This window comes from Aquimarina sp. U1-2 (assembly GCF_017897595.1).
Classification (GTDB): Bacteria; Bacteroidota; Bacteroidia; order Flavobacteriales; family Flavobacteriaceae; genus Aquimarina.
This window is the reverse complement of sequence record NZ_JAGKIK010000004.1, coordinates 179,204-205,065: the sequence shown is the minus strand read 5'-3', so window position 1 is coordinate 205,065 and position 25,862 is coordinate 179,204. Positions and strand designations below refer to the sequence as shown.

The following is a 25,862-nucleotide window of genomic DNA, read 5'->3' as shown; positions in this document are numbered from 1 at the left end:
TTAATTGATATTTAGGGTAGACATTCCTCCATCAACTCCAAGTACTTGACCGGTAATCCAGCTACTCTCTTCACTTAATAGAAAAGCAGCAATATTTGCGATATCTTCGGCTTGACCAACACGTTTTAAAGGATGACGATTATCCATCATTTCTTTCTTTTTCTCGTTTGCCAACAGTCTTTCTGCTAAGGGAGTATCTGTTAGCGACGGTGCGATAACATTTACTCTGAACTGTGGCGCATATTCTGCCGCCAGTGCCTTAGCAAAACCTTCAATGGCTCCTTTTGCTGCTGCAATACTTGTATGAAAGGGCATTCCGACTTTTACAGCTACTGTACTGAAAAACACAAGGCTGGCCTGATCGGCATTTTTTAGTTTGGGAAGTAAACTATGCACAATTTTTACCAAAAACATGAAATTGATCTGCATATCTTCTTCAAAGGCTTTCGGACTTAACATTTTAAAAGGCTTTAAATTAATACTTCCAGGGCAATACACAAATCCGTCAATTGTATCGGGTAGGGTAGACATATCGATCTCATCTTTAGATGCATCGTAGGGAATGTGGGTAACCTCTAAATTTCCCAAATTTTCTGAAGTCCTAGACGCGATAAATATGTTATGATTTTTATATAATTTTAAGGCTATTTCAAAACCGATACCATGACTTCCGCCTATTAATAAAATATTCTTTTTCATACTCTTATAGTAATTGATTGGTAATAAGTTAATTATAAAATTGAGAACGTGTGTAATCGCTACGCTCCCACATTAAAAATTTTAAACATTCTCTTTGATGAAGAAATTTTTAAAATTTTACTACTGTTCGATTTATGTGTTTTATTTTATTTATGTAAATATGATCTTAGATTTTGATGTTTTAGAAGCTTCGTCTTTGATTTGATATGCTCCAAACAATTCAATTAGTTTTTCCTCGCGATACCCAAAAATCTCTTTAAGTTTAGGTTTTACAAGGATAGGATGTACGAGTTGTCCCAAAAATCCTAAAGGAATCTTATAATCGATGATGTCTAACATCTCAACTCCGCCAGGGATTTCTTTTAAAAAATGTTTATGATGCCACAATGAATACGGACCATAACGTTGCTCATCTACAAAGTACTCTTGATCTTTTACATGCGTAATTTCAGTAACCCATTTACTTTTAATACCTGCGAGGGGTGTTACTATATATTGTATGATTTGACCTGCATACATTTCACGATCGGCACCCGATAAAATTTGAAACCCCATGTAATCGGGAGTAATTGTCTTTAAATTTTTAGGGTCGGATAAGAATTTCCAGGCCTCTGACAACGATATAGGAAGATTTTGCTTTGCTTCTAATCGGTAGATCTTCATATTTATGAATTTGGAGTAAAAATACAATCAATTTGTTTAACTTTAATAATAAAAATGTTAAACAAAAAATAATATTTTAACTTTATTAAATAGTAGTTGAGTAGTTGAGTAGTTGAGTATTTAGTTTTTAGTTTGATGTTGATAGAATACATCATTAGATTCCCTCCTTGAGGAGGGCTAGGGAGGTGTTTTTTGATTTAGAATGTTGAATTCAGAATTATAAAATGTAAAATTTTAAATGAAAAATGTAAAAGTTTAAAGGTGATATAATAGTTGAGTGATTGAGTAATTAGTGTGTTATTAATGACGTAAATCACAAGATTTCCTCTCTGAGGAGGGCAAGGGAGGTGTTTTTTAATTCAGAATTCAGAATTATGAAATAAAAAATGTAAAAAAATACTAACCCTAACCTAATACCTAATACCTAACACCTAAACCCTAAACCCTAACACCTAAACCTTAAAATCTGAATCTGACCTAACCAATCGATATGAAAGTACAGCGAGTATAGCGCCTATAACGGGAGCAGTAAAGTATAACCATTGATGTTCCCAATTTCCTGAAAGTACGGCAGGGCCCAATGATCTTGCAGGGTTCATAGAGGCTTTCGTAATAGGACCGGCAAACATAGCTTCAAGAAGAACTACACCTCCTACAGCAATACCCGCCATAGTTCCTATTTCTTTAGAACCAGTAGAAACGTGAATGATAACAACCATTAAAAAATAGGTGAGTAGAACTTCTAAAATAAATGCTTTATGGTCATCTATAGATGGTATAGTTCCTCCTAAAAACTCACTGGTAGGAAATAAATATACCAAAATAGCGCTAGCAATAATTGCACCAAGGGATTGAGCGAGAATATAACTGGGGACCTCTTTCCATTTAAATTTTTTAGCAAAAGCAAAGGCAATAGTCACCGCAGGATTAAAATGAGCTCCTGAGATTGCACCAAATGCATATATCATCGCCATTACAATTAAACCCCATGTTATAGCGATACCAACATGTGTCACTTCACCTTTGGTAATTTCATTTATGGTCATAGCACCAGTACCGCAAAATACCATACTAAATGTTCCTATACCTTCTGAAATGTATTTCTTCATTGTAGTCATTAAATTCCCGGTAAATATACTATTACTTAATTTAAGTTTTTGTTAACTTTTTATGTGGGTGTATTCCTTAATTTCGTTATCACTAATTAAACTTATTAAATCACACAAACACTATGAAAAAAATCATATTATTTCTTTCTGTTGCGTTATTTTCATTTAGTATTGAAGCTCAGGTAAAAACCCCGCAACCTAGTCCGACCTCAAAAATTGAGCAAGTTATCGGATTGACAGATGTGACTGTAGCATATGCTCGACCTAGTATGAGAGGACGAACTATATTTGGAGATTTGGTACCCTATGATAAACTCTGGAGAACGGGTGCTAACAAAAATACGACGATAACGTTTAGCGATGATGTAAAGATAGAAGGGAAAGAAGTAAAAAAAGGTACTTATGCTATTTTTACCAAACCAGGCAAAGAAAACTGGGAAGTACTTTTTTATACAGATGCCAACAATTGGGGAACTCCCCAAAAATGGGATGATTCTAAAGTAGCTGCTAAAGTAACAGTAAAAGCTACTACGATCCCGATTAATGTTGAAACGTTTACTATTATGTTTAGTGATTTCACTATGGATTCTGCTATTCTGAGTTTACTCTGGTCTAATGTTGAAGCCGCGGTGAAGATTGAAGTACCTGCAAAAAAGATGGCTATGGCAAGTATCGAAAAAGCCATGGCAGGTCCATCGGCTCAGGATCATTATCAAGCCGCTGTTTTCTATAAAGATATTGAAGACTATGCCAAAGCAAAAGAACATATAGATAAAGCTATTTCTTTAAGAAAAGAACCTGCTTTCTGGTATCACAGACAACAATCTCTTATTTATGCCAAGTCAGGAGATAAGGATGGGGCAATAAAAGCAGCCAAAACCTCGTTATCATTAGCAGAAAAAGCAGGTAATACCGACTATGTAAAATTAAATAAAGACTCCCTTGCAGAGTGGGGAGCCAAATAAGCACTCTTTCTCACACACAAATCATTTGAAAAAGCGTTCCTGAGTAGGGCGCTTTTTTTTATACGACGCTTATTTACATTCGTTTCATACATCATTCGTATTCCCTCTTGAGACTACTGTAATCCCGAAATGAATATAAAAAATACGAATATCTGTAATTTAACTTAAACGGTTTGCGTCAAGCTGAATACTGAAACGAGTTCAGCACAGGCTTGTTTCAGCTTCTCATCTTAATTTACAGAAAATAAACTTCATGAGATCCTGAAATGAATTCAGGATGACTTCTCAGTTAAATTTTAGATATAATAACGGACAATCAATTAAAAAATCGTGGATTTTAGTACATTTTCAATTTTCGTGACGAAGTTCTAAAGCATAATCTGCATTAAAAAAACCATCAGTCAACGTATCGCTACCTCAATTGCTTTTTAAGGTTAATAAAAAACTCAAATCAGTCCTTCGATCTATAATGGTATAGATACATTCGAGAAACGAAATACACTAAAAAACCACTACGATGACACAAAACAAAGACATCCAACGCTATCTTCAGGAATTTATTGATAATTATAATGCCAATCTTGGCATAGTTACACTAGCTACTCACTCTTCTATGATACAACTTTTAAAAGCTTTTAGTGGCATAGATGCTTTTTCTTCGGAAGTACATGATATTGAATTGAACCAGAACTCGTTGAAGTCCAGACCACTTTTAAGAAAGCTCAAAGGTGCGTTCGCAATGCCGATAAAACAATTATTTACAACGCTACTCGAACTTGCTGAATTATCAGATCAATCTTATATACCTAAGTGGAAAGAGTTAGCAGCACGGGCAGAAGCATCTGAAGAAGCTGATAAAAGTGTCATTCAATTACTACGAAAAAATAAAAATAATTCAGAAACCGAAAAACTCCTTGAACATTTAGAGCAAGAGCATCCTCATGCTATATATCCTACTTCTGCGTATCGATCATCAACAGGTGAGGTCAATAGTACAAAAGACGGAACGTTCATCGAAGCTGTAATGACGCAATCGACAATGACTCAGATCCATATTGAAGAAGGCATACTCGATATTGAAAATCTAACACTTGCGAGACTCTATAGACCTTTGGGTCGTGTGGTTGCAGTTATAGATAGTACTATTAATGAGCATTATCGTACGCAACTTGAAACCTATTTTGAGTATCATACGATTAAATTCGAACCTTTGGTTTACCGTGCTATGGAGATTGATAAAGGCATACACATGGTAGAGGTACTATTAGCAGATTTCAAAAACGTTGGGGTAGCACGTCAAGAACCTGTACTTGTTGTAGGAGGAGGGGTAATTGCAGATATTGGAGGTTTAGCATGCGCTTTGTACCATCGTAATACACCTTATGTCATGTTGGCAACCTCTATTGTTTCGGGGATAGATGCCGGTCCTTCTCCACGTACGTGTTGTGATGGTTTTGGGTTTAAAAATCTTTTTGGCGCTTATCATGCACCGGTAATGACACTTACCGATCGTTCTTTTTTTAAAACACTTCGTACCGGATGGATTCGTCATGGCATCGCCGAAATTATAAAAATGGCTGTTGTTAAGGATATTGAACTTTTCGAACTATTAGAAAAAACAGGTATTGCGTTACTTCATTCTCAATTTGGAACACAAACAAATGATGATCAGCTATCTGAAGATGGTCAAAAAATACTTGCGCTAGCCATGCGTAGTTATGTAGAAGCCGAATATGGAAACCTTTATGAAACTCACCAATGCCGACCCCATGCCTACGGTCATACGTGGTCTCCTGGATTTGAAATTCCTTCGGGAATGCTACATGGTCATGCCATATCCTGTGGTATGGGCTTTGGTGCTTTTTTAAGCTTTAGAAAAGGATGGATTGCAAAAGAAGATTGCGACCGCATTATGCAACTTTTAAGCGATTTCGAGCTAAGCCTCTGGCATGATATTTTAAATGATAGTGATTTGATTTACAAGGCTCAGGTTAAAGTTATTGAAAAACGAGGAGGCAATCTTGTAGCACCGCTTCCAAAACATACGATCGGACAATGTGGTTATTTAAATGATTTGTCTCATGAAGAACTTACGAATTATCTTTCAGAATATAAAATCCTATGCCATTCATACGAAAGAAACGGTATTGGCATCGAGCCACTTTGCTCTGATGTAGGATTAGAAGACCCTTCTACTGTAGCTGAGACGACCAGGCAACAACTTCAACTAGAAAAAGTAAACATATAAATCTTAACATATAAAAAATTATGAAACCTAAAGCATTATTTATTGGTTCTATCGGAACCGTAGCCGAAACATCAGAATATCAGCGACAAGCCTACAATGAAGCTTTTAAAGAAAACAATATCAATTGGCATTGGGATGTTGATACGTATAAAGAATTATTAAAAAGTAATGGTGGAATGCTGCGTTTAGAAACGTTAAGCAAAGCTACAGGCAAAGAACTTACAGCACAACAAATTAAAAGTATTCATAAAAGTAAAACTGCCATAGCAGGTGAGCTTATCAAGAAGAATAATGTTGAACCCAGACCGGGATTAAAGCAGCTGATTGATGAGGCTAAAGAACAGGATGTAAAAGTAGCATGGGTTACAACGACATATCCCGACAATACTGAAGCTATTTTAGAAGCCTTTGATGGCACTATTTCTAAGGAAGATTTTGATCATATTTTTCACAAAACTGATGTAGAGAATGGTAAACCTTCGCCAGAGTGTTACAAAAATGCATGCAAACATTTTGATATCAAGGCAGAAGAATGTATTGCCATAGAAGATGGTCTTATTAGCCTTTTAGCTGCAAAAAATGCCGGTATTTTTACAGTGGCAACTCTTGGTAATTATCATGATGAAAATGTAGAGCGTATTGCCGACCTTCATTTTGATGAATTAACAGAGACGAATTGGGAGACATTATCTGAAAAGTTGATGAATAAACAAAAAGATCGTGTATCTGAAGCAGCAGTATGAAAACAAAGAGTAGTAAAAAGTTAAAACCAATTACACCTCTTTCTATTGCCAGTAAAAAACTAAAGGATCTAGAACTTGCAGTGTTACATCAAAGCACTAGAATTGTACCTGATTTGTTGAAAGACCTTAAAGCGCTTTTGCTTCCACTAGATGATTATCTTATAGCACATAGTAATAGGCCTTCAAAATCATTACAAAAACTTGAAAAAGCTACAAATGAAATAGATTGGGAAGATGCTTTTACAAATGGCCAAACGCAGCTACAGTTAGAGCCTGAAATGCTATCGGGAGTACTAGAAGGACAATTTTTAAAAATGCTTATTGCCATTGCGCAGGCAAAAAATGTTCTTGAAATTGGTTCGTTTACAGGATATGCTTCTCTAGCGATGGCTGAAGCTTTACCCAAAGATGGACAATTATTAGCTTGCGAATTTGATCCTTATACAGCACAGAAAGCTCGTGAATTTTTAGATGAATCTCCTGTAGGTCATAAAATTGAACTAAAAGTTGGCGATGCGCGTAAAACTCTAGAAGAATTACATCAAAGTAACAAGATTTTTGATTTCGTTTTTCTAGACGCTGATAAGCAGGGGTATTTATACTATTTTAAATACATTCTGGACAATGAAATGCTGAATATAGGGGGGATAATGATTGTCGACAATACGTTTCTTAAAGGACAGGCATACCAGTCGGTTCCTGATAATGAAGATGCAAAAGCTATTCAAAATTTTAATAAAAAAGTATGCGATGATCCAAGGGTTGAACAGGTCATGTTGCCTTTGAGAGATGGTATAACCTTAATTAGAAGAATTGAGTAGTTTGATGACCATAGGCAAGACTATAATTACCATAGCCGTGCTTTGGGTATTAGCCATTCCGTCTTTTTTAATAGCGCTGTATTACTCGGTACTACAACTCTTAAAATCTAAAAAAAGAACGAGTAAAAGTACTGTTTTACTAACTGGCGGAAAAATGACGAAGTGTTTACAATTGGCGCGCTTGTTTTATTCTAACGGATTCAAGGTCGTAGTGGTAGAAACACCTTTATATAAATATTGTGGCACCAGGTATTCTAGCAGTGTATCAGATTTTGAAATTATTCCTGAAATACATTCAGACGGAGAAGACTATCAAAATGAACTGGCCAGGGTTGCTCAAAAGTATAATGCCGATTTATTTGTACCAGTATCTAGTCCTAAATCGGCATATTACTCGGCTTTAGCACGGGATAAATTTCAGAAGAAAACCATGTTTTTTCATTTGGATGCTAAAACGGTTAAGCTGTTAGACCATAAGCATGACTTTATTGAGCTGGCCAAAAGCATTGGACTTTCTGTTCCTGAATCGTATACTATTACTTCACCTCAACAGCTACTAAATTTCGAATTTACCAAAGAAAAATCTTATGTACTTAAAAAATTAGATTATGATCCTATTCATAGATTAGATTTGCGTACAATTCCGCATCAAGGATGGGAAGATCGTGTAAAAAATCTAGAGATAAGAGAAGATTCTTCTTGGGTATTACAAGAATTTATTGAGGGTAGAGAAGTGTGCGTGCATACCACAAGTAGTAAAGGTAAAATGACGTTGTACATCTGTTGTCCCAGTTCACCTTTTCAGGTAAATTATCAACCAATAGACGTGCCAGAAGTGAGAATTTGGGTTACCACTTTTTTACAAAAATTAAATGCAACGGGACAGCTTTCTTTTGATTTCATTATACGCAAGAATGGTGAAGTTATCCCGATCGAATGTAATCCCAGAACACATTCGGCGATTACATTAATGCACGGTCAACCAGAAACCGTAGACGCATATACGAATGTATCAAAGATTAATGATCCAATTGTTCCTAATGCAAAAGCTAATTCGACATATTGGCTATATCATGAGCTGTATCGCATAATCACTGCATTCTCGTTTTCTAAAATTAAAAAACTTATGCAACGTATTTCTTCTGAAAAGGAAGCGGTTTTTAGAAAAGAAGATCCATGGCCGTTTTTCTTTACGAATCACATTAGTATTCCGTATCAATTATGGATGCTACTATTTCAAGGAAAAGAGTGGTTAAAAATAGATTTTAATATAGGTAAAATAGTAGTAAGTGGAGGGGATTAAAAATAGGTATACGGCACTTCAAATTGTAGGTTCGCCTACATCTCAGTTCTTTTTTGATTTGTCGATATTATATGCGAAAGATGTAGTTGCACCTCAAGAATTCAAATTGTTGTTTGCAGTTATTTATCCCGATGGAAATTGGTCAATTAGTCCCTCTATTGATGAAAAAAGTGAAAAAATTGGGTTGTCTGAATTTATTTCCAAACTTTCTGATGTTGATGTGGTCGTTCCTCACCTGTTTTGTGATAAAGGATTAACTACAATTAGGATTTTGTTTGAAGATACCCTGGGTATCCCTTTGGTCGGTTCTTCGGGCTATACTCTAAAAATAGCACAGGATAAACAAATGACGAAACGTATCGGACAGGAAGAAAATGTAGGTCTGCCAAAAAGTTTTGTAGTGCGATCTGTGGAAGAGGCAATAGTAAAAGTCGATATGATGAATTTTCCTGTAATTGTAAAACCAAATACATCCGATAATTCAGAAGGTCTTACCTTGGTTCGCGAATCTCGAGATTTAGAAAAAGCAATTTATGAAGCTTTGCAGTTTTGTACTAAGATTATCGTTGAAGAGTTTATTGATGGTCGAGAGATTCGAGCCGCTATTTTAGAAATCGACAACGAATTTGAACTATTACCTGCTATTGAATATCATGTAAACCATTCAAATCCGATTCGTAAGAAATCAGATAAACTTTTATTCGATGTCGAAGGTAAATTAGTAGCACAATCTGATAAAATTGAGATTCCTGCGACTTGTCCTGCTATTTTGAATACTACACTAGAGACACAACTTAAAAAAACCATGATAACAATGCACCGCGCTATGGGATGTCGCGATTTTTCGATGTATGATTTTCGCATCTGCAAAGATACAGAACAATCCTTCTTGCTAGAGGCCGGTTTGTTTTGGTCTTTTAGTGAAACCAGTATGATTTCAAAAATGATAAAAACCACAACATTTGATTTGAATAGCATCACCTCAAAGATTTGGCAGCAAGCTCTAAAAAGAAAATCTTAGTATATATAGATGACAGTACATAAAAAAAAGCCTATTGGGGCAGAGGTATCGCATATTGATCTTCAGTATTTATCAGCAAAACAAGTAGATACGATCAAAATGCTTTTGGCAGAATGCGGAGTGTTGATTTTTCGAAATCAGGAACCATCAGATGAAACCTTTGTAAATTTTCTTAAAATGCTGGGACCCTTAACATTTACTGCCGGTGAAACACCGGTGCCCGGTTATCCAGATCTTAACGTGGTAACCAATGCCGGTAAAACCGGACCTTCGAAAAGTAGGTTTCATATCGATTCTAGTTATTTTAAAAAACCACCGGCATATTCTGCACTTCGAGCCGTAACTATTCCATCAAAAGGAGGAGATACTTTATTTACGAATCAATACTGGGCTTATCAAACACTAGATGATCATATGAAACAACAATTAGAAGGGAAAACCTTAAAACATGTAATATCTGGTGTAGATGTATCTGCAATTAAGGATGCCGAAACCGAAGCAGATCATCCTATTTTTCGAATTCATCCTATTTCGGGACAGGTTTCATTATATATGAGCACCCCGATACGTTGTATATCGCTATCGGGATTAGACGATGAGCGCGCAGCACCTCTTATAAAGGCGTGTTATATACATTCTATTCAAGAAAAGAATATATATCGCCATCATTGGAAAAACGGAGATATTGTGGTTTGGGATAATGGTAATACCTTGCATAAAGCAGATCATTCAGAAGTGAATGGTATTAGAACGCTTCATCGTGGGCTTTCGATAGGGTATAATGTATGATGTTGTAATACCACTTCCACTTTAAATTACTCATTAAAAATTGCCCTTTTTCGTTTATACTTCAAAATAAAAAACAACCATAACTACGGCTATGATTGAGTTTTCTTTCTTGCCTAAAAAAAATGACTGCTTTTTATTTGAGCAATTTCAAAGTAGAACTGGTATAAAATAACTTTCTATGGCGAACTTTAGTAGTTAATACGTCAATGGTAGTGCTTCGACTAAAGGAAGAAGTGTATCGGGTTGTATAAATTTTTAATTGAACGTACTTCCCAAGGTCATTCACTAAAACATAACTAGCAATTTGTGTTATTGTTTTGAATAAGACATAGACTGTATAAGTGTTGCAAAACTTATCACTAATACACATCCAAAAAGATTTAACCATAAGTACGGCATCCAGTTATAATACCATCCAAAAATGACAATAACCTGAGTGATTAATGCGGCAACAAAAACAGCATTGCTACGTACGAATTTAAAGAAGAAAGCTAATAGAAAAATACCTAGTACATTACCGTAAAAAACAGAGCCTATAATATTAACTAACTGAATGAGATTATCAAATAAATTTGCAAAACAAGCCACTAAAATCGCCAAAATCCCCCATAACAGCGTAAATAGTTTAGAAGCATTTACATAATGTTGTTCTGTTTTTTCTTCTTTTATGTTACGTTTGTATAGATCGACAGCGGTAGTAGAAGCTAGCGCATTGAGTTCTGAAGCTGTAGAAGACATGGCTGCAGATAAGATAACGGCAAGCAATAGCCCAATGAGACCGCGTGGCAGATTGTTCAAAATAAAATGTATGAATACGTAATCTTTATCATTGGTCTCGATGATAGGATTTGCCTTTACAATTAATTGTCTTGCAGCATTACGAATGTCTACTTCTGCAGTATTAAGGTTGTTCAGTTTTTTGGATAGTGTACTATTTATTTTATTTTGATTGTTGGCTATCAGGGTTTCTTGAATAAGGTCTTTTTTTTCGTTTTGTATTGCCAGCAATTGTGCTTCTAAATTCGAATATTCTTCAGTATACTTTGTATTTTGAATACCTTCTTTTGATTTGGGATTAAAATTTAATGGAGATGAATTGAATTGATAAAAAACAAAAACCATAACCCCGACTAAAAGAATGAAGAATTGCATCGGTACTTTAAGCAGACCGTTAAATAATAAACCTAATTGACTTTCTCTTATCGATTTTCCTGAGAGGTATCGCTGTACCTGACTTTGATCTGTGCCAAAATAGGATAATGCCAAAAACGTTCCGCCGATAATACCACTCCAAAAAGTATACCGATTATCCATATTGAATGAGAAATCCAGCACTTCCATTTTTCCGCTGGCTCCCGCAATTTCTAGCGCCTTAGAAAAGGTAATTCCTTCGGGTAAGTAATGGATTATTAAGAAAAAAGCAATAAACATACCTGTAAAAATGATAGCCATTTGCTGTTTTTGGGTAACACTTACTGCTTTGGTTCCACCAGAGACTGTATATATGATAACCAGTACTCCTATACTTATATTCAATTTTGTTAGATTCCAGCCTAATACTGCAGATAATATAATTGCCGGGGCGAAAATTGTAATACCTGCGGCTAGTCCTCTTTGTACAAGAAATAAAATGGCAGTAAGACTTCTTGTTTTTAGATCAAAACGACTCTCGAGATATTCGTAAGCTGTATACACATTCAATTTGTGGTATATCGGAATAAAAACCATGCAAATAATGATCATCGCAATGGGTAGTCCAAAGTAAAATTGTACAAACCCCATACCGCTATGAAACGCCTGTCCCGGTGTTGATAAAAATGTAATTGCACTTGCCTGAGTCGCCATAACAGATAACCCGACAGTCCACCATTTTGCCTCGTTACCACCTCGAATATAATCTTTAACACTTTTACTACCTTTGGTTTTATAGGTGCCATATAGGACGATAAATACTAATGTCCCAATGAGTACGATCCAATCTATGGTTTGCATATCTTACTGATAAAAGTTACTGTTTTTACTCATTTTTGTGAATGAACGGGATAGTTTAACATGTACTTATATTCAAGAAAAAGAAATGCTAATTAAATAAAATAATAAAATGTATAAGGCATTTGCGATTAACACTACCGAATACAATTTTTTCCATACTAACTTTTCTTCTGTCTCTTTCATACTTTTTGTATTATTTTCCTAGGGATAACATATTCGCAAAAAGTCGGTATGCCCCGGGAACTCCTGCAGGAAACTCTCTAAAAAAACTTAAGCCGGTATAGACATAAAATCCTTTTCCGTAGGGAGCGATGAGCAATGCTCCTTTTTTTAGCGATTCGTTTTTATCCTTAGCTGCTAATATAGGAGTATATTCATTTGACCATTGGTTCGGAAAATAAAGACCACGTTCTTGCACCCAATTTTTAAAATCATCTTCAGTAATTTTATTAGGCATATTAAGTACGGGATGATCGGGTGCGAGAAACGTAACTTTAGCATTTTCATCGGTGACTCGATCCCTTGATAATTCAAAAGGATAGGGGCCCAAATTATCCTTAACCTTTAGTCTTCGGTTTGTGTTATATTGAACAATTAAATTTCCTCCATTTTTTACATAATCCAATAAGTAGTCTTGTTTAAATTTAAGGGATGCTACGGTATTGTAAGCTCTAATCCCCACAACTATGGCGTCGTAACTTTCTAAAGAAGCACTCGAGATAGATGCTGGATCAATTGTGGTAACATCGTATCCAATCTGTGTTAAACTTTCTGGAACAACATCTCCCGCGCCTTCTATATATCCAATATGTTGTCCTTTCTTTTTGATATCTAGTCGTACAACTTTAGTTTTAGAGGGAAGTACTACGGTTTGAAAGGGAATATGATCATAATCCATGGTGATCACTTCATCAGAATAGGTAGTTCCATTTACCGTAACTATGGGCCTAATAAAACCTTCGCTTTGTATATCGGGAGCTATTACTGTAAACATAACCGTTTTCTCTTCTCCTTTTTGAGTAAGTTGAATTGGAATACGTTCAGGAGACACCTTCCAGTCTTTTGGGTGACTTAAACGAATATCGCCTTTTATATTCGCCTGACCGGCACGAACAATTACAGGAATTTGTTTTTTAGTAGTATTCGCAAAGATGATTACCTTATCTCTAATGCCTACAGCTACTGCGGGTGTTATTTCAAAGGGCATATATACCTCTCCTTTAACAGGATCATTTGTCTTATATATGACCTCTCTTGAAAAAGGAATGGTTACCCCTTCTATATTTACAGAAAAATTAGCTTTAATTACGCGATCCGTTTCTGGCTTGCCAATACGTTTTTGCTCTTTTACAGTATACATACCTAGCGTGCCCTCTTCAACAAGCCAATATGGATTTGTATATTCAAAGTCATCAGGAACTTTACCTTTTAACTCAAAGCTTTGTTTTATGTTATTTTGCAAAGTTTGTTCGACAATTTTTTGAATACCGATGGGCGCTATTGTTACGGCTTCCAGAATAGCTGTGGTAGCACTTCGATTAATTGCTTCTATTTTGAAAGAAACATTAACGCCTTTGGTTGCGGTAGGTTCTGTAGCGACTGCCTCTAGGTATAACCCTGCCGTAGCCGCTATTATTTTTTTAATTTCTTCAGATTTGATAGTTTTCCAGTGCTCATCTTCTAATTGTACGATGCCTTGGTAGGCTTTTACCAATTGCGGTAAGGAAGCTGCGGGATTGGTGAAATCAAAATCCTGTTCTACCTGATTTAGAATATTGCCAATGGCTTTTCCTCCTTTAATACGATTCCAAGACGTATCAATTCCTTCAAAAATGTTTGTTTTATTTTTTGGTAATTCGCCTCTGATTAATTCTACATATTCCTTTTGTTTACCTCTACTACCTGTGCTGCCAAATCCTTGTGATTTATGTTGGCTACGGCTTAACGAAGCGATTTCAGTATTTGATAGCCCGTAAGACGGATAATAAACACCGGTATCAAAGGCTAAAAGATTCGATTTATCTGCTTTTTCAAAATTTTCACGACTACCATAAAACCACCATGATGTATTAAAGAATAGCCGTTTGGGTTGCCAGATATCTACATATTGCAATTGCTTACTGTAGTTATTTTTGTTACCAGCCAAATCAAAGGCTTCTACACTTAGCATGGCAGAAGAGGTGTGGTGGCCATGTGTGGTTCCCGGAGTTCTATGATTAAAGCGGTTGATAATGATATCCGGTCTAAATTTTCGAATAGCCCAAACTACGTCGCTTAGCACTTCTTCTTTATTCCATATTGCAAGGGTTTCGTCGGGATGTTTTGAAAACCCAAAATCGTTGGCACGTGTAAACATTTGTTCGCCACCGTCTGTTCTACGAGCGGCTAGTAGTTCTTGTGTTCGTATGACTCCTAAAAGCTCGCGTATTTCGGGTCCGATAAGATTTTGTCCGCCATCGCCTCGTGTTAACGATAAATAGGCAGTTCTGGCTTTTAGGTGATTCGACATATACGAAATAAGTCTTGTATTTTCATCATCAGGATGCGCTGCTACATATAAAACCGACCCTAAGAAGTTTAATTTTTTAATGGCTTCATAAATTTCAGAAGCGTTAGGTTTACTTGGTTTTTGAGCCTTTGCTGTGAGAGGGATGAGTAGACTACAAACTACTACAAAAAGTAATTTTCGCATAATATTTGAAGCATATTTATGTACTGCGTCAAATATATAAAAGTAATACTCTCATAAAATTGGTTTAAGGATACTTTAACAAAGGTGTATTCTACTATTTTTAGCCAGAATACTTGCCTGGATTCTCAATTTTTCGTCTCCTATTTTTTTGAAGTCTTAGACGAAGTTTCAACAAATTCTAATTGTTCTATAGCAACATTTGTAGTAAAAACGCCGTAGTTAACAACCGCTTTTCCTTTTTCGATCGTATCGATTGTACCTACAGATTTGCCATCGATCATTCTTACCCGGTCACCAACTTTTAAGATGACTTTAGGTTTTTTTGCTTCTATACGCTCTTCTTTCTTTCTTTCTTCTTTCTTTTTTTTACGAATGACCTGTACTTGTTTTTCTACTTCTTCAACGATCTTTTTTTTCTTTACTTTTTGTATAGTTCTTTGTTTGACCGATTGTTTTTTTCTTTTAGAATTTTCGACTTGAACAATTTTCATGAATTCATCGATTAATTCTCGCTTCTTTTTATTGTTGAAATATTTTTCGTTGAGATCGTCAACTTTTTTTCCAAGATAAATCATGCGCTGGTTGCTATCATAGAGCTCTTGGTAGCTTTCTAATTTTTGTTGTACACGTTCATTAATTTTTTCTAATCGTTCTTTTTCCTCTTCGGCTTTTTGTTCTTTGGTTTTTAGGGTAGAAGTTGTTTTTTGAAGTTTAGATCGTTCTTTTTGCAGATTTGCTATACTTTTATCAAATCTAATTTTTCCACGTTCTACTTTTTTCTTGGCTTTATTAATGAGACTGAAGGGAATTCCATTTTTCTGTGCAACTTCAAAAGTAAATGAACTACCCGCTTCACCAAGATGCAATTTAAATAGTGGTTCTAGTGTTTTGGCATCAAATAGCATGTTAGCATTGGTCATATTTGGTAGTTCGTTGGCAAGCATTTTTAGATTGGCATAATGTGTAGTAATGATTCCGAAAGATTCACGTTCATAAAAAACTTCTAAAAAAGCTTCAGCCAGTGCACCACCTAATTCGGGATCACTACCTGTACCAAATTCGTCGATCAGAAATAGTGTGCTGTTATTACATTTCCGTAGAAAAGCATTCATATTTTTCAAACGATAACTATACGTACTTAAATGATTTTCAATAGATTGATTATCACCAATATCGGTAAGTATGACATCAAAAAAACAAACTCTACTATATTCGTGTACAGGAATAAGCATACCGCTTTGCAGCATTATTTGCAACAAGCCAATGGTTTTTAAGGTGATGCTTTTACCCCCCGCGTTTGGTCCAGAAATTACTATAATCCTATTGTTTTGATCCAAACTTATCGTCTGCGGATGAGTTTTTTCGCCTTTTGCTTGATTTGAAAGGTATAGTAGGGGATGGTATGCCTCTTTAAGTGTAAGTTCTCTACCTTTTGTAATTTTAGGAAGCACAGCGTTAAGTTGAGAGGCGTATTTTGATTTGGCAGCAATTACATCGATATGACTAAGATATTCTTGATACTGCTTTAATAATGAGATGAATGGTCTTAATTTATTCGTAAGTTCTTTTAAAATTTTGACTACTTCTTCGCGTTCTTCATAAAGTAAGTTACTCAACTCGCGGCTAAACTGTAGTGTCGCTTCTGGCTCGATATAAACAATACTTCCGGTTTTTGAGTTCCCCATGATGGCTCCCTTCACCTTACGTCTATACATGGCTTTTACAGCGAGTACTCTACGATTGTCTACGACACTTTCCTTAATATCATCTAGATATCCAAAGCTATTATAACGGGTTAGGTCTTTTCCGAAGCTTCCATTTAACTTTCCTTGAATAGTACTGATTCGTTTTCTCAAATGTAATAGGGCAGGAGATGCATTATCTTTTATTTCACCAAACTTATCTAATACAGCAGTGATCAAATTAACAATATCTTTGGTTAAAGTAACTTTTATAGATGTGTTGTATAATACAGGATACAACTCTCTTTTGGCTTTAAAAAAAGTTAATAACTCATTTACCGTAGTGCTAATAGCAATTACCTTTTTTAAATTCAGTGCTTCTAAAAAGGTGTTTTCTATAGCGAGGAGTTGAATTTCTTTCGTAATACTGTCAAATTCATGGTTAGGAATTCTGGCGTCATTTAAATGCGACGATTTATATTCAAAAACTTCTTGTAGTGCTACTTTAATGGCTTGCTCATTTGTAAAAGGCACAACCCGAAGTGCTTTTGATTTTCCCAGATCTGTATTACATAATTCTGAGACTTGCTCTAGAACGGTATCAAATTCAAGGTCTTTTAGTGTTTTTTCTGAAATGCGAATCATGCTTTTTTTACCCGTTTTTTTGGGTTATCTTCGGTTTGCATTTAAACCAGTTCATTGTATAAAAATTGGTTGTAGTTTGAAACTATGTATAGGCTTAGTAGTAAAACATTCTCAATTTTTTTATAATGTTATAATTTAGATTAAATCAGAGCAAAAGTACATAATTACAATAGTATTTGTTAATCATATGAATGTAAATATTGAAGAGGGTTGGAAAGAACAGCTCAATGAAGAATTCGAAAAACCGTATTTCGCAGCGTTGGCAAATTTTATAAAAGAAGAATATAGTAACCATCGTTGTTACCCCAAAGGATCTCATATTTTTGCTGCTTTTGATCATTGTAGTTTCGACGATGTACGAGTAGTTATTATTGGTCAGGATCCTTATCACGGTGCGGGGCAGGCAAATGGGTTATGTTTTTCGGTGAATCAGGGTGTTGCTATGCCTCCTTCTCTTATTAATATTTTCAAAGAAATTGAAACCGATCTGGGGAAACCATTTCCAACTCACGGTGATTTAGAAAGATGGGCGAAGCAAGGAGTATTGTTACTTAATGCCACTTTAACAGTAAGAGCAAATCAAGCGGGATCACATCAAAACAAAGGCTGGGAACGTTTTACAGATGCGGTGATCGAAGCTGTTTCTAAACACAAGGAAAATGTAGTCTTTTTATTATGGGGCGGTTTCGCAAAGAAAAAAGGGGCTAAAATAGATAGTGCAAAGCATTGCATACTTACTACAGGGCATCCTTCTCCATTAAGCGCAAACAGGGGGTATTGGTTTGGTAACAAACATTTTAGTCAAACTAACAAATACCTAAAAGACAAAGGTTATTCGACGATTGACTGGTAATGATCTATGCCGCAGATGAAATTTCTGTTTCTTTTGATTTAGAAGAATCCTGTACCGCTGCTTTATTAATCTGAACTTTCTTGGTATTAGATTTCTTTTTTGTATCAACTGATTGCATACTAAACTTTAGTAGAAGAAAATTGAAGGCTACCAGCCCAAGTGTTATTAGTAAAAATGTTATCATAATAGATTTGTTTATTTAATTATTAGATGCATTACTTTCAAAATGGTTGCTTATGCGTTAATAATTAGTTGTGGGGTAGGGTTTTGCAAATGTATTATTTTTTTTAAAATTTACTGGTAGTTGACCAATAAATTTTAAATTATTAATGATTTATCAGAATTTAGACTTCAAAAATTCCATATGTATCACGTCAATACTAAATTTTTGACAAATCATTACCGGCAAATACTGCTTTTTGATCCTTAATTAATTCTTAATACCACTTCCACTTTAAAGTTATTCATTAAAAATTGCCTTTTTCCGTTGATACTTCAACATAAAAAGCAACCGTAGTTACGGCTATAATTGAGCTTTCTTTTTTGTCTAAACAAAAACTGACTGCTTTTTATTTGAACAATTTTAAAGTAGAACTGGTATAACTAGCTTTTGAAGCGTTAAATAATACGTATGTTGATTACATTTTGTAGACTAAATCTTTATATGTGTATTTTTTGTCAATAATATTCAATGCATATAATTGTTCTTGAATTTCTGCAATTGTTTGTTCTTCTAATATGGATTGACTCCATTCTGTAATTGCTAACCATTTTTGAATATCAGTCAATTTTTGATGATATGTTTCAGACAAAGTTCTGTCAATCTCTGGTATGTTTTTAAAATTGAGAGAACAGTTATTAATAATGTCAAGTACGTTTTTGATTGTATCGCCGTCATGTTGCAATATTTCATCTCGTACTGCGATAACAAAGCAAGGCCATGGAGTAGGGCAGTCGTCTATTCTTCTAAACACACCTTGATCTACCAAGGGTTTGGTCGTAAAATGTTCCCACATAAAATAATCTGCTGTACCTTTGGTCAACGCATCGACTGCGCCGTCTAAGTTTTTTATCACTTCAAATTGTAGCGTATCTGTGTTCCATTCTTGATTTTTTGCATTTACATAAGCCATTAAATGAGAGCCAGAACCGTATCGACTTATAGCAGCTTTGGCATGTTCAAGATCTGAAATATATTTATAGGGAGATGCAGCACTAACATGTATACCCCAAATTAGTGGGGTTTCAATATAGATCTGTACGATTTTACTTGGATTACCAGCGATGATGTCTTTAATGATTCCTTCTGTTAGTATAATAGCTATGTCTATTTCTTCGTTTCTCAAAGCTTCACACATGGCACCTGTTCCTCCAGGAAAATCTGTCCATTCAAGTTTGATATTTTGATCTAGAAAGCTTTTATTTTCTATAGAAAGGTGCCACGGTAGGTTAAAATGCTCAGGAACACCTCCAATTTTTAAGGTTGTCATATACTAAAAAGTTAAAAGTATGTGTATTTCATCGATTATTTTGTAATTTTCATCGATAAAAAAATTATAATATATATATTCGCTTCATAAAATTTTAAGAGATAGTACATATTTAAATTTTTAACACATCGTAAAACATCATTGTTATGAAAAAGAATTTTCCCCAAAAAATGAATGCCTACGTAAAAGTGGCTAAACTGAAAAACAATTCTATAGAAAATGGAATTGTAATATTTATCGGTGTGTTGTTAGTAACAAATTTAGTAATAAGTCTCAAAATATTATTCGGATAATAGTTTTATACGAATATCCGTAATCTAACCTAAACAGTTTGCGTCAAGCTGAACTCGTTTCAGCTTCTCATCTCAATGTACTGAAAATAAACTTAATGAGATCCTGAAATGAATTCAGGATGACTTCTTAGTTAAATTTTTAGGTATAATAGCGTACAATCAATTAATTTTACAAACAGTTCTATCAAAATCGCTTTTATCAGCGATTTTTTTGTTCAATATGAGTTCATTCTATTTAAAGTATATTCTATTATATTTTCTATCGATTTTTTAGGATTTTTACTAAAACTACCAGTAGTTCTATTTGCCAGAATTACGCTTAAGGAAACTGCTCTATGACCCAATAGCTTTGATAAACCATAAATTCCCGCAGTTTCCATTTCTAAGTTTGTTATTCTCGATTCTTTATAAGAAAATGATACCAACTTATTCAAAAGGTTTTCATCTTGTAAAGGTAATCGTAATATTCTGCTTTGGGGACCGTAAAACCCTGGATTGGTTATTGTAATTCCGGTGGTTGTTGCGGCACTCTTCATATGCGCTATTAACATAGTATCTCCTGCAACTACGTATGGTATTGGTTTAAGTAGATTCCATTGTAGATGTTCGATTAAAGCGGATGCGATCTTCTGATGTAAAACATGTTGATTTTCATAAAAGTGAAGAAGGTTATCAAAACCAATGGCTATATTTGAGATCACAAAACTATCTACTTTAATATCTTTTTGCATAGCTCCAGAGGTTCCTATTCTAATGATATCGAGTGCGGTATGTTTCTTTTTAATAGTTCGTGTTTTTAGATCGATATTCACCAGTGCATCTAATTCATTTAAAACAATATCAATATTATCGGTACCAATACCTGTAGATATTACGGTGATTCTTTTGTTTTTATACGTTCCGGTTTGCGTATGAAATTCTCGTTTACGAATACTAAATTCTATATGATCAAAATATTGCGTTATTTGATCAACACGATCAGGATCACCTACAGTAATAACTGTTTTTGCAAGATGCTCGGGTTTAAGATGAAGGTGATAGATACTACCATCATTGTTCAAAATAAGTTCAGACGCTGCTATGGGCATATTATAGTTTTAGTAAACTGTGGGATTCATTATTATATAGGTAATCATATTTTTTTACACCACCATAATACCAGTCCAAAATTTGAGTATTGTAGAAGTTTTTCTTTTGTTGCAGTGCCAATTTTCCACGTTCAGATAGTTGTAGTCGATCTTTTGTCTGGTCTAGAAATTGAAAAAGTCTTGCTAATACCCGTTTCATTTGCATATCTCCGTATCCATAATATCCCTGATATTCTAGCGCATATCCCATCAATTGTTTTATATTTTTAATTTGATAGGTATTTACCATTTCCAGGATATTGTGTTCTAAGACATTAAGACCGGTTAACATATTAGGAAAACGTTGCAAATGTGCACGAAGACATATAGAAAGATATTCAAAAGATGAATGTTTTTTAATTTGGCCAGCAATTTTTTTCGGATTGGATTCACAATATAATGTCCAGATGTATTTGGCAAGCTCTAGGTCATCGATTGTTAGTAGTTTCTTATCTTGATAATGCTGCTTTAGCTGTTTGTCTGACAATTCGCCAAGTCCAAATAATTTTTTTTCATGGGCAATTCTACCACTACAAACAAGGTATACCGGAATATTACTAATACCTTTGCGCGATAATAGACTTATTGCCGCAATCATATTAATATGACAAAAGAGATCATATTCAAACCATAAAACAATTTCGTTATAACTCGTTGAATCATTAAGTATTTTTAATTGTGAAACGAATTTTTCATCGTAGTCATTAGGTTCGATTCTGTAATATTTTTTTAAGAATTCTTTTCTCTTTGCTATTGCAGTAGCGGTTTCAATATGAATTTCAGTAGGACCTTCACAAAACATTTCTCGCCAGGTTACAATAGCTCCTTGTACCAGTTGTAATTGTGTGATTCTTTGGGTAAGGCTGTCCCCGTTGGTAATATGTAACGTATGTATCCCCAAAATTAATCTGTTTTTTAATTATCCTCCTACGCGTTTTACAGTAAACCCTTTTTCTTTTAAGATTTCCATGATTTGATCTCTATAATCTCCCTGAATAATAATACTGTCATTTTTAAAACTACCACCTACACTTAGTTTTGTCTTTAGTTCTTTTGCTAACATCTTAAAATCTTTGTCTGCCCCGGTGTAACCTTCTAATATAGTTATTGGTTTGCCTTTTCGTTTTTCATATTTGCAAATGATAGGGTGATCTTGCATCCATATGCTGTCTTTATCATTTTGGGTATCTTGTGACTCTTCAAAAGAATGATCAGGGAATAGGTTTTTTAATTGATCCTGTAAATCCATCACTTTGCTATTTTTTGATTAAACCAATTTCAACTAGTCTTTGGTGCAAAAATTCACCAGCGGTTATATCTTCATATTGCTTAGGGTTATCTGGTGTAATACATTCTTCTAAACAATTAAGTTTCATATCACTTCGGGGATGCATAAAGAACGGAATGGAGTATCGAGGCTTGTTCCATTGTTCTTTAGGAGGGTTAGTTACTCTGTGAATGGTTGATTTTAATTTATTATTGGTATGGCGCTCTAACATATCTCCGACATTGATGACAAGTTCGTCTTCTTGCGGTATGGCATCAATCCATTCTCCATCTTTTCTTTGTACTTGCAAACCTCCTGTAGAGGCTCCCATGAGTAAAGTGATCAAATTGATATCTCCATGTGCACCTGCGCGTACCGCTCCTTTTGGTTCTTCCATAATTGGAGGGTAATGGATAGGTCTTAATATACTATTTCCGTTGCTAGCCCAATGATCAAAGTAGTGCTCATCTATACCTATATAAAGTGCCAAAGCCCTAAGTACATAAATTCCGGTTTTTTCGAGCATTTTGTAAGCTTCCATCCCTGTTTCGTTAAAATGCTCAAGCTCACTTACTATAACATTTTCAGGGTAATCTTCTTCTAAATTAGCGTCATCGTCGGCTTCTTGACCAAAATGCCAGAATTCTTTTAAGTCTCCTTCTTTCTTACCTTTGGCATGTTCTTTTCCGAAAGAAGTATAGCCTCGCTGCCCCCCAAGACCTTCTATTTCATATTTTTCTTTAACGTGTAATGGTAAATCAAAAAATGCTTTTATTTCTTTGTAAAGATCATGAACGAGTTGATCACTTAAAAAATGATTTTTCAAAGCAACAAAACCAATTTCTTCGTATGCTTTGCCTATTTCATTTACAAACTTTTGTTTTTTAGAAGGGTCGTCAGATAAAAATTCTGATAAGTCTACGCTGGGTATATTGTTCATTGCGATTATCTTAAAATTGAAAAACTAAATTAGGCGTATTTTTCAAAAAAATCACGTTGTTTTTAAAAATAATTGATATTTATTTTGTGAAATGGTTTACACTTTCTTGAATTTGCTAAAAAAACGGTGTTTTTCGCTTAAATTAAAAAGTTTAAATTAGTATTGTTTATCGTATGTCTTAAAAGCTTTGCCTGTTCTGTAGAATATAATCGAGAGATACTTGATTTTGAAGTGAATATAAGTTAATACATTTTTTGAATGCATTATTTTTAAACGCATATACTAGATAGTTTTATAACAAACCTTCTCTTATGGAGCATATTTCAAAAAAACAGTCACCCATACAATTTGACCGCAAACACTACACAAACGAAGAGCTGATTCTATTGTATTCGCGTATACTTAAACCAAGAATGATCGAAGAGAAAATGTTGGTGCTATTGCGCCAGGGCAAGATATCAAAATGGTTTAGTGGTATTGGTCAAGAAGCAATTTCGGTGGGAGTAACTGCTGTGTTAGAAGAAGATGAATATATATTGCCCATGCATCGAAACCTGGGAGTGTTTATTACCAGAAACATCCCTTTACACAGGCTTTTTGCACAATGGCAAGGAAAAAAAAGTGGGTTTACCAATGGTAGGGATCGTTCTTTTCATTTTGGAACACAAGAGTACAAGATTATAGGTATGATTTCTCATTTAGGTCCTCAAATGGGCATTGCCAGTGGCATTGCATTGGCGAATCTTTTAAAAAAGAATAACAAGATAACGGCTGTATTTACAGGAGAGGGTGGAACTAGTGAAGGAGATTTTCACGAAGCTTTGAATATCGCTTCTGTATGGAGTTTACCTGTTCTTTTTTGTATTGAAAATAATGGGTATGGCCTTTCTACCCCCACAACAGAACAATATAATTGTGAGCACTTGGCACATCGAGGATTGGGCTACGGCATAGAAGCTCATATTATAGATGGAAATAATATCATAGAAGTATATCACAATGTTGCCACTATTGCACAAAGTGTTAGAAAAAACCCAAGACCCGTACTGATAGAGTTTAAAACCTTTAGGATGCGGGGTCATGAGGAGGCGAGTGGTACCAAATATGTTCCGCAGGATCTGCTACGACATTGGGAAACTAAAGACCCTATACATACCTATCAAAATTTTTTGATGAAAAACTATATCTTATCAAAAGAAAGAGATGTAGCATTACAAGCCGCTATCAAGCTTGAAATTGAAGAACAATGGGAGCTCGCTAATACTGAAAAAACTATTGATGTTGATCAGTCTAAAGAATTAGCTGATGTGTATGCAAGCCATTCATATTCTGAAATTAATCAGGTTCAAGAACGTAAAGAACTGCGATTGATTGATGCCATCTCTGAAGGACTCGAAGAATCTATGAATAGATTCGATAATTTAATACTAATGGGACAAGATATCGCTGAGTATGGAGGTGTTTTTAAAATTACAACAGGTTTTGTAGATACATTTGGTAAAGATCGGGTTCGAAATACGCCTATTTGCGAATCTGCTATTCTCGCCACAGCTTACGGACTCTCGATACAGGGATATAAGGCTATAGTTGAAATGCAATTTGCTGATTTTGTATCTTCAGGGTTTAATCCTATTGTCAATTTACTGGCAAAGTCAAATTATAGGTGGAAACAGCCAGCGAATGTTGTAGTGCGCATGCCTTGCGGAGCAGGTGTAGGTGCGGGACCTTTTCATAGTCAGACCAACGAGGCTTGGTTTACCAAAACTCCCGGGTTAAAAGTAATCTACCCGGCATTTCCTTATGATGCCAAGGGGTTATTACTTACTGCTATTGAAGATCCTAATCCGGTGCTGTTTTTTGAACATAAAGCATTATATAGGAGTATACGACAAGAAGTTCCTGATGGATACTATACACTACCTTTAGGTAAAGCAGCTACGCTTAGAGATGGCAATGATATTACTATAATTAGCTACGGGGCTGGTGTACACTGGGTTTTAGAGGTATTGGAGAATCATCAAGACATTTCAGCCGAAGTTATTGATTTAAGAACTTTGCAGCCATTGGATACCCAAACTTTGTATACTTCAGTACAAAAAACGGGTAAAGCATTAATTGTACAAGAAGATTCTATGTTTGGAGGAATAGCTTCAGATATTTCTGCCTTGATAATGGAAAATTGCTTTGAATTTTTGGATGCTCCGGTAAAAAGAGTGGCTAGCCTCGAAACACCAATTCCTTTCGATACGAATCTTGAAAATCAATATCTAGGTAAATGTCGTCTAGAAAAAACCTTATTAGAAGTATTGCAATATTAAAGGATGGTAAATATGGTTTTTGAATATCTGCTATACATCATAAAATTAACTTTAATGTCTGGTCTAGCGCAGTCGAGACCTGATTTTAAGCTTGTTGGATTTACTAACCTCTCAACTGCGCTCGAGGAGACAGTGCGATATGATTGATTACGGATATTCATTATATTATTTGTAAAAACCTGTTATTCAGTAATATATATTT

The 25,862-nt window shown here is 35.0% G+C and carries 20 protein-coding genes; 9 read left to right on the top strand and 11 right to left on the bottom strand.

Annotated elements, in window-relative coordinates:
• The 3 genes from J8281_RS07560 to J8281_RS07550 all read right to left on the bottom strand — a co-directional run bounded on the left by J8281_RS07560 (window position 1) and on the right by J8281_RS07550 (window position 2,471).
• Window positions 1-699 carry an SDR family NAD(P)-dependent oxidoreductase gene (locus J8281_RS07560; protein WP_210197009.1) on the bottom strand — a complete coding sequence of 233 codons (699 nt, stop codon included), beginning with the start codon at window positions 697-699 and terminating at the stop codon, window positions 1-3.
• A gap of 150 nt (window positions 700-849) precedes the next feature.
• Window positions 850-1,362, bottom strand: coding sequence for an SRPBCC family protein (locus tag J8281_RS07555; RefSeq protein WP_210197008.1), 513 nt, complete (start codon window positions 1,360-1,362; stop codon window positions 850-852).
• Window positions 1,363-1,814: 452 nt separating this feature from the next.
• Window positions 1,815-2,471, bottom strand: a complete 657-nt coding sequence (locus tag J8281_RS07550; protein ID WP_246849023.1) for an MIP/aquaporin family protein — start codon at window positions 2,469-2,471, stop codon at window positions 1,815-1,817.
• Between the two features lie 122 nt (window positions 2,472-2,593).
• Between J8281_RS07550 and J8281_RS07545 the strand changes: the two genes are divergently transcribed.
• From J8281_RS07545 to J8281_RS07515, 7 genes are all read left to right on the top strand, one after another.
• On the top strand, window positions 2,594-3,436 hold the full coding sequence (locus tag J8281_RS07545; RefSeq protein ID WP_210197006.1) for a DUF2911 domain-containing protein: 843 nt from the start codon (window positions 2,594-2,596) through the stop codon (window positions 3,434-3,436).
• A 517-nt stretch (window positions 3,437-3,953) separates the two neighbouring features.
• Entirely contained in the window at window positions 3,954-5,684 is a 1,731-nt protein-coding gene (locus J8281_RS07540; protein ID WP_210197005.1) for a sedoheptulose 7-phosphate cyclase, read from the top strand.
• A gap of 20 nt (window positions 5,685-5,704) precedes the next feature.
• The gene (locus tag J8281_RS07535) at window positions 5,705-6,427 is read left to right on the top strand and encodes an HAD-IA family hydrolase (protein ID WP_210197004.1); all 723 of its coding nucleotides are present in this window, start codon (window positions 5,705-5,707) and stop codon (window positions 6,425-6,427) included.
• Complete coding sequence (locus tag J8281_RS07530) at window positions 6,424-7,248, top strand: O-methyltransferase (protein WP_210197003.1); 825 nt, start codon at window positions 6,424-6,426, stop codon at window positions 7,246-7,248. Before J8281_RS07535 ends, J8281_RS07530 begins: the two co-directional genes overlap by 4 nt.
• Entirely contained in the window at window positions 7,241-8,551 is a 1,311-nt protein-coding gene (locus tag J8281_RS07525) for a hypothetical protein (protein ID WP_210197002.1), read from the top strand. The genes J8281_RS07530 and J8281_RS07525 overlap by 8 nt, the downstream gene beginning before the upstream one ends.
• A complete protein-coding gene (locus tag J8281_RS07520; RefSeq protein ID WP_210197001.1) occupies window positions 8,538-9,572 on the top strand; it encodes an ATP-grasp domain-containing protein in 1,035 nt (344 codons plus the stop codon). Before J8281_RS07525 ends, J8281_RS07520 begins: the two co-directional genes overlap by 14 nt.
• A 9-nt stretch (window positions 9,573-9,581) precedes the next feature.
• Window positions 9,582-10,361, top strand: a complete 780-nt coding sequence (locus J8281_RS07515; protein WP_210197000.1) for a TauD/TfdA family dioxygenase — start codon at window positions 9,582-9,584, stop codon at window positions 10,359-10,361.
• 309 nt (window positions 10,362-10,670) lie between these two features.
• On the opposite strand, the gene J8281_RS07510 is transcribed toward J8281_RS07515, so the two are convergent.
• The 3 genes from J8281_RS07510 to J8281_RS07500 form a co-directional block, all read right to left on the bottom strand.
• Window positions 10,671-12,353: a sodium:solute symporter gene (locus tag J8281_RS07510; RefSeq protein WP_210196999.1), complete on the bottom strand. Its 1,683-nt coding sequence runs from the start codon at window positions 12,351-12,353 to the stop codon at window positions 10,671-10,673.
• A 193-nt stretch (window positions 12,354-12,546) separates the two neighbouring features.
• Window positions 12,547-15,045, bottom strand: a complete 2,499-nt coding sequence (locus tag J8281_RS07505; protein WP_210196998.1) for a PIG-L family deacetylase — start codon at window positions 15,043-15,045, stop codon at window positions 12,547-12,549.
• A gap of 140 nt (window positions 15,046-15,185) precedes the next feature.
• Window positions 15,186-17,372: a DNA mismatch repair protein MutS gene (locus J8281_RS07500; RefSeq protein ID WP_210196997.1), complete on the bottom strand. Its 2,187-nt coding sequence runs from the start codon at window positions 17,370-17,372 to the stop codon at window positions 15,186-15,188.
• Between the two features lie 187 nt (window positions 17,373-17,559).
• On the opposite strand from J8281_RS07500, the gene ung reads away from it, so the two are divergent.
• Window positions 17,560-18,225 carry a uracil-DNA glycosylase gene (gene ung / locus J8281_RS07495; protein ID WP_210196996.1) on the top strand — a complete coding sequence of 222 codons (666 nt, stop codon included), beginning with the start codon at window positions 17,560-17,562 and terminating at the stop codon, window positions 18,223-18,225.
• Window positions 18,226-18,863: 638 nt separating this feature from the next.
• Here ung and J8281_RS07490 read toward each other — a convergent pair.
• From J8281_RS07490 to J8281_RS07470, 5 genes are all read right to left on the bottom strand, one after another.
• Window positions 18,864-19,715 carry a substrate-binding domain-containing protein gene (locus J8281_RS07490; RefSeq protein ID WP_210196995.1) on the bottom strand — a complete coding sequence of 284 codons (852 nt, stop codon included), beginning with the start codon at window positions 19,713-19,715 and terminating at the stop codon, window positions 18,864-18,866.
• Window positions 19,716-20,223: 508 nt separating this feature from the next.
• A complete protein-coding gene (locus J8281_RS07485; RefSeq protein WP_210196994.1) occupies window positions 20,224-21,096 on the bottom strand; it encodes a nucleoside phosphorylase in 873 nt (290 codons plus the stop codon).
• A 1-nt stretch (window position 21,097) separates the two neighbouring features.
• Window positions 21,098-22,036, bottom strand: coding sequence for a DUF1835 domain-containing protein (locus tag J8281_RS07480; RefSeq protein ID WP_210196993.1), 939 nt, complete (start codon window positions 22,034-22,036; stop codon window positions 21,098-21,100).
• Between the two features lie 18 nt (window positions 22,037-22,054).
• Complete coding sequence (locus J8281_RS07475; protein WP_210197110.1) at window positions 22,055-22,384, bottom strand: translation initiation factor; 330 nt, start codon at window positions 22,382-22,384, stop codon at window positions 22,055-22,057.
• A 7-nt stretch (window positions 22,385-22,391) separates the two neighbouring features.
• Window positions 22,392-23,342 (bottom strand): isopenicillin N synthase family oxygenase, encoded by a 951-nt coding sequence (locus J8281_RS07470; RefSeq protein ID WP_210196992.1) that lies wholly within the window; start codon window positions 23,340-23,342, stop codon window positions 22,392-22,394.
• Between the two features lie 311 nt (window positions 23,343-23,653).
• On the opposite strand from J8281_RS07470, the gene J8281_RS07465 reads away from it, so the two are divergent.
• Window positions 23,654-25,660 carry a thiamine pyrophosphate-dependent enzyme gene (locus tag J8281_RS07465; RefSeq protein WP_210196991.1) on the top strand — a complete coding sequence of 669 codons (2,007 nt, stop codon included), beginning with the start codon at window positions 23,654-23,656 and terminating at the stop codon, window positions 25,658-25,660.
• Window positions 25,661-25,862 lie beyond the last annotated feature (202 nt).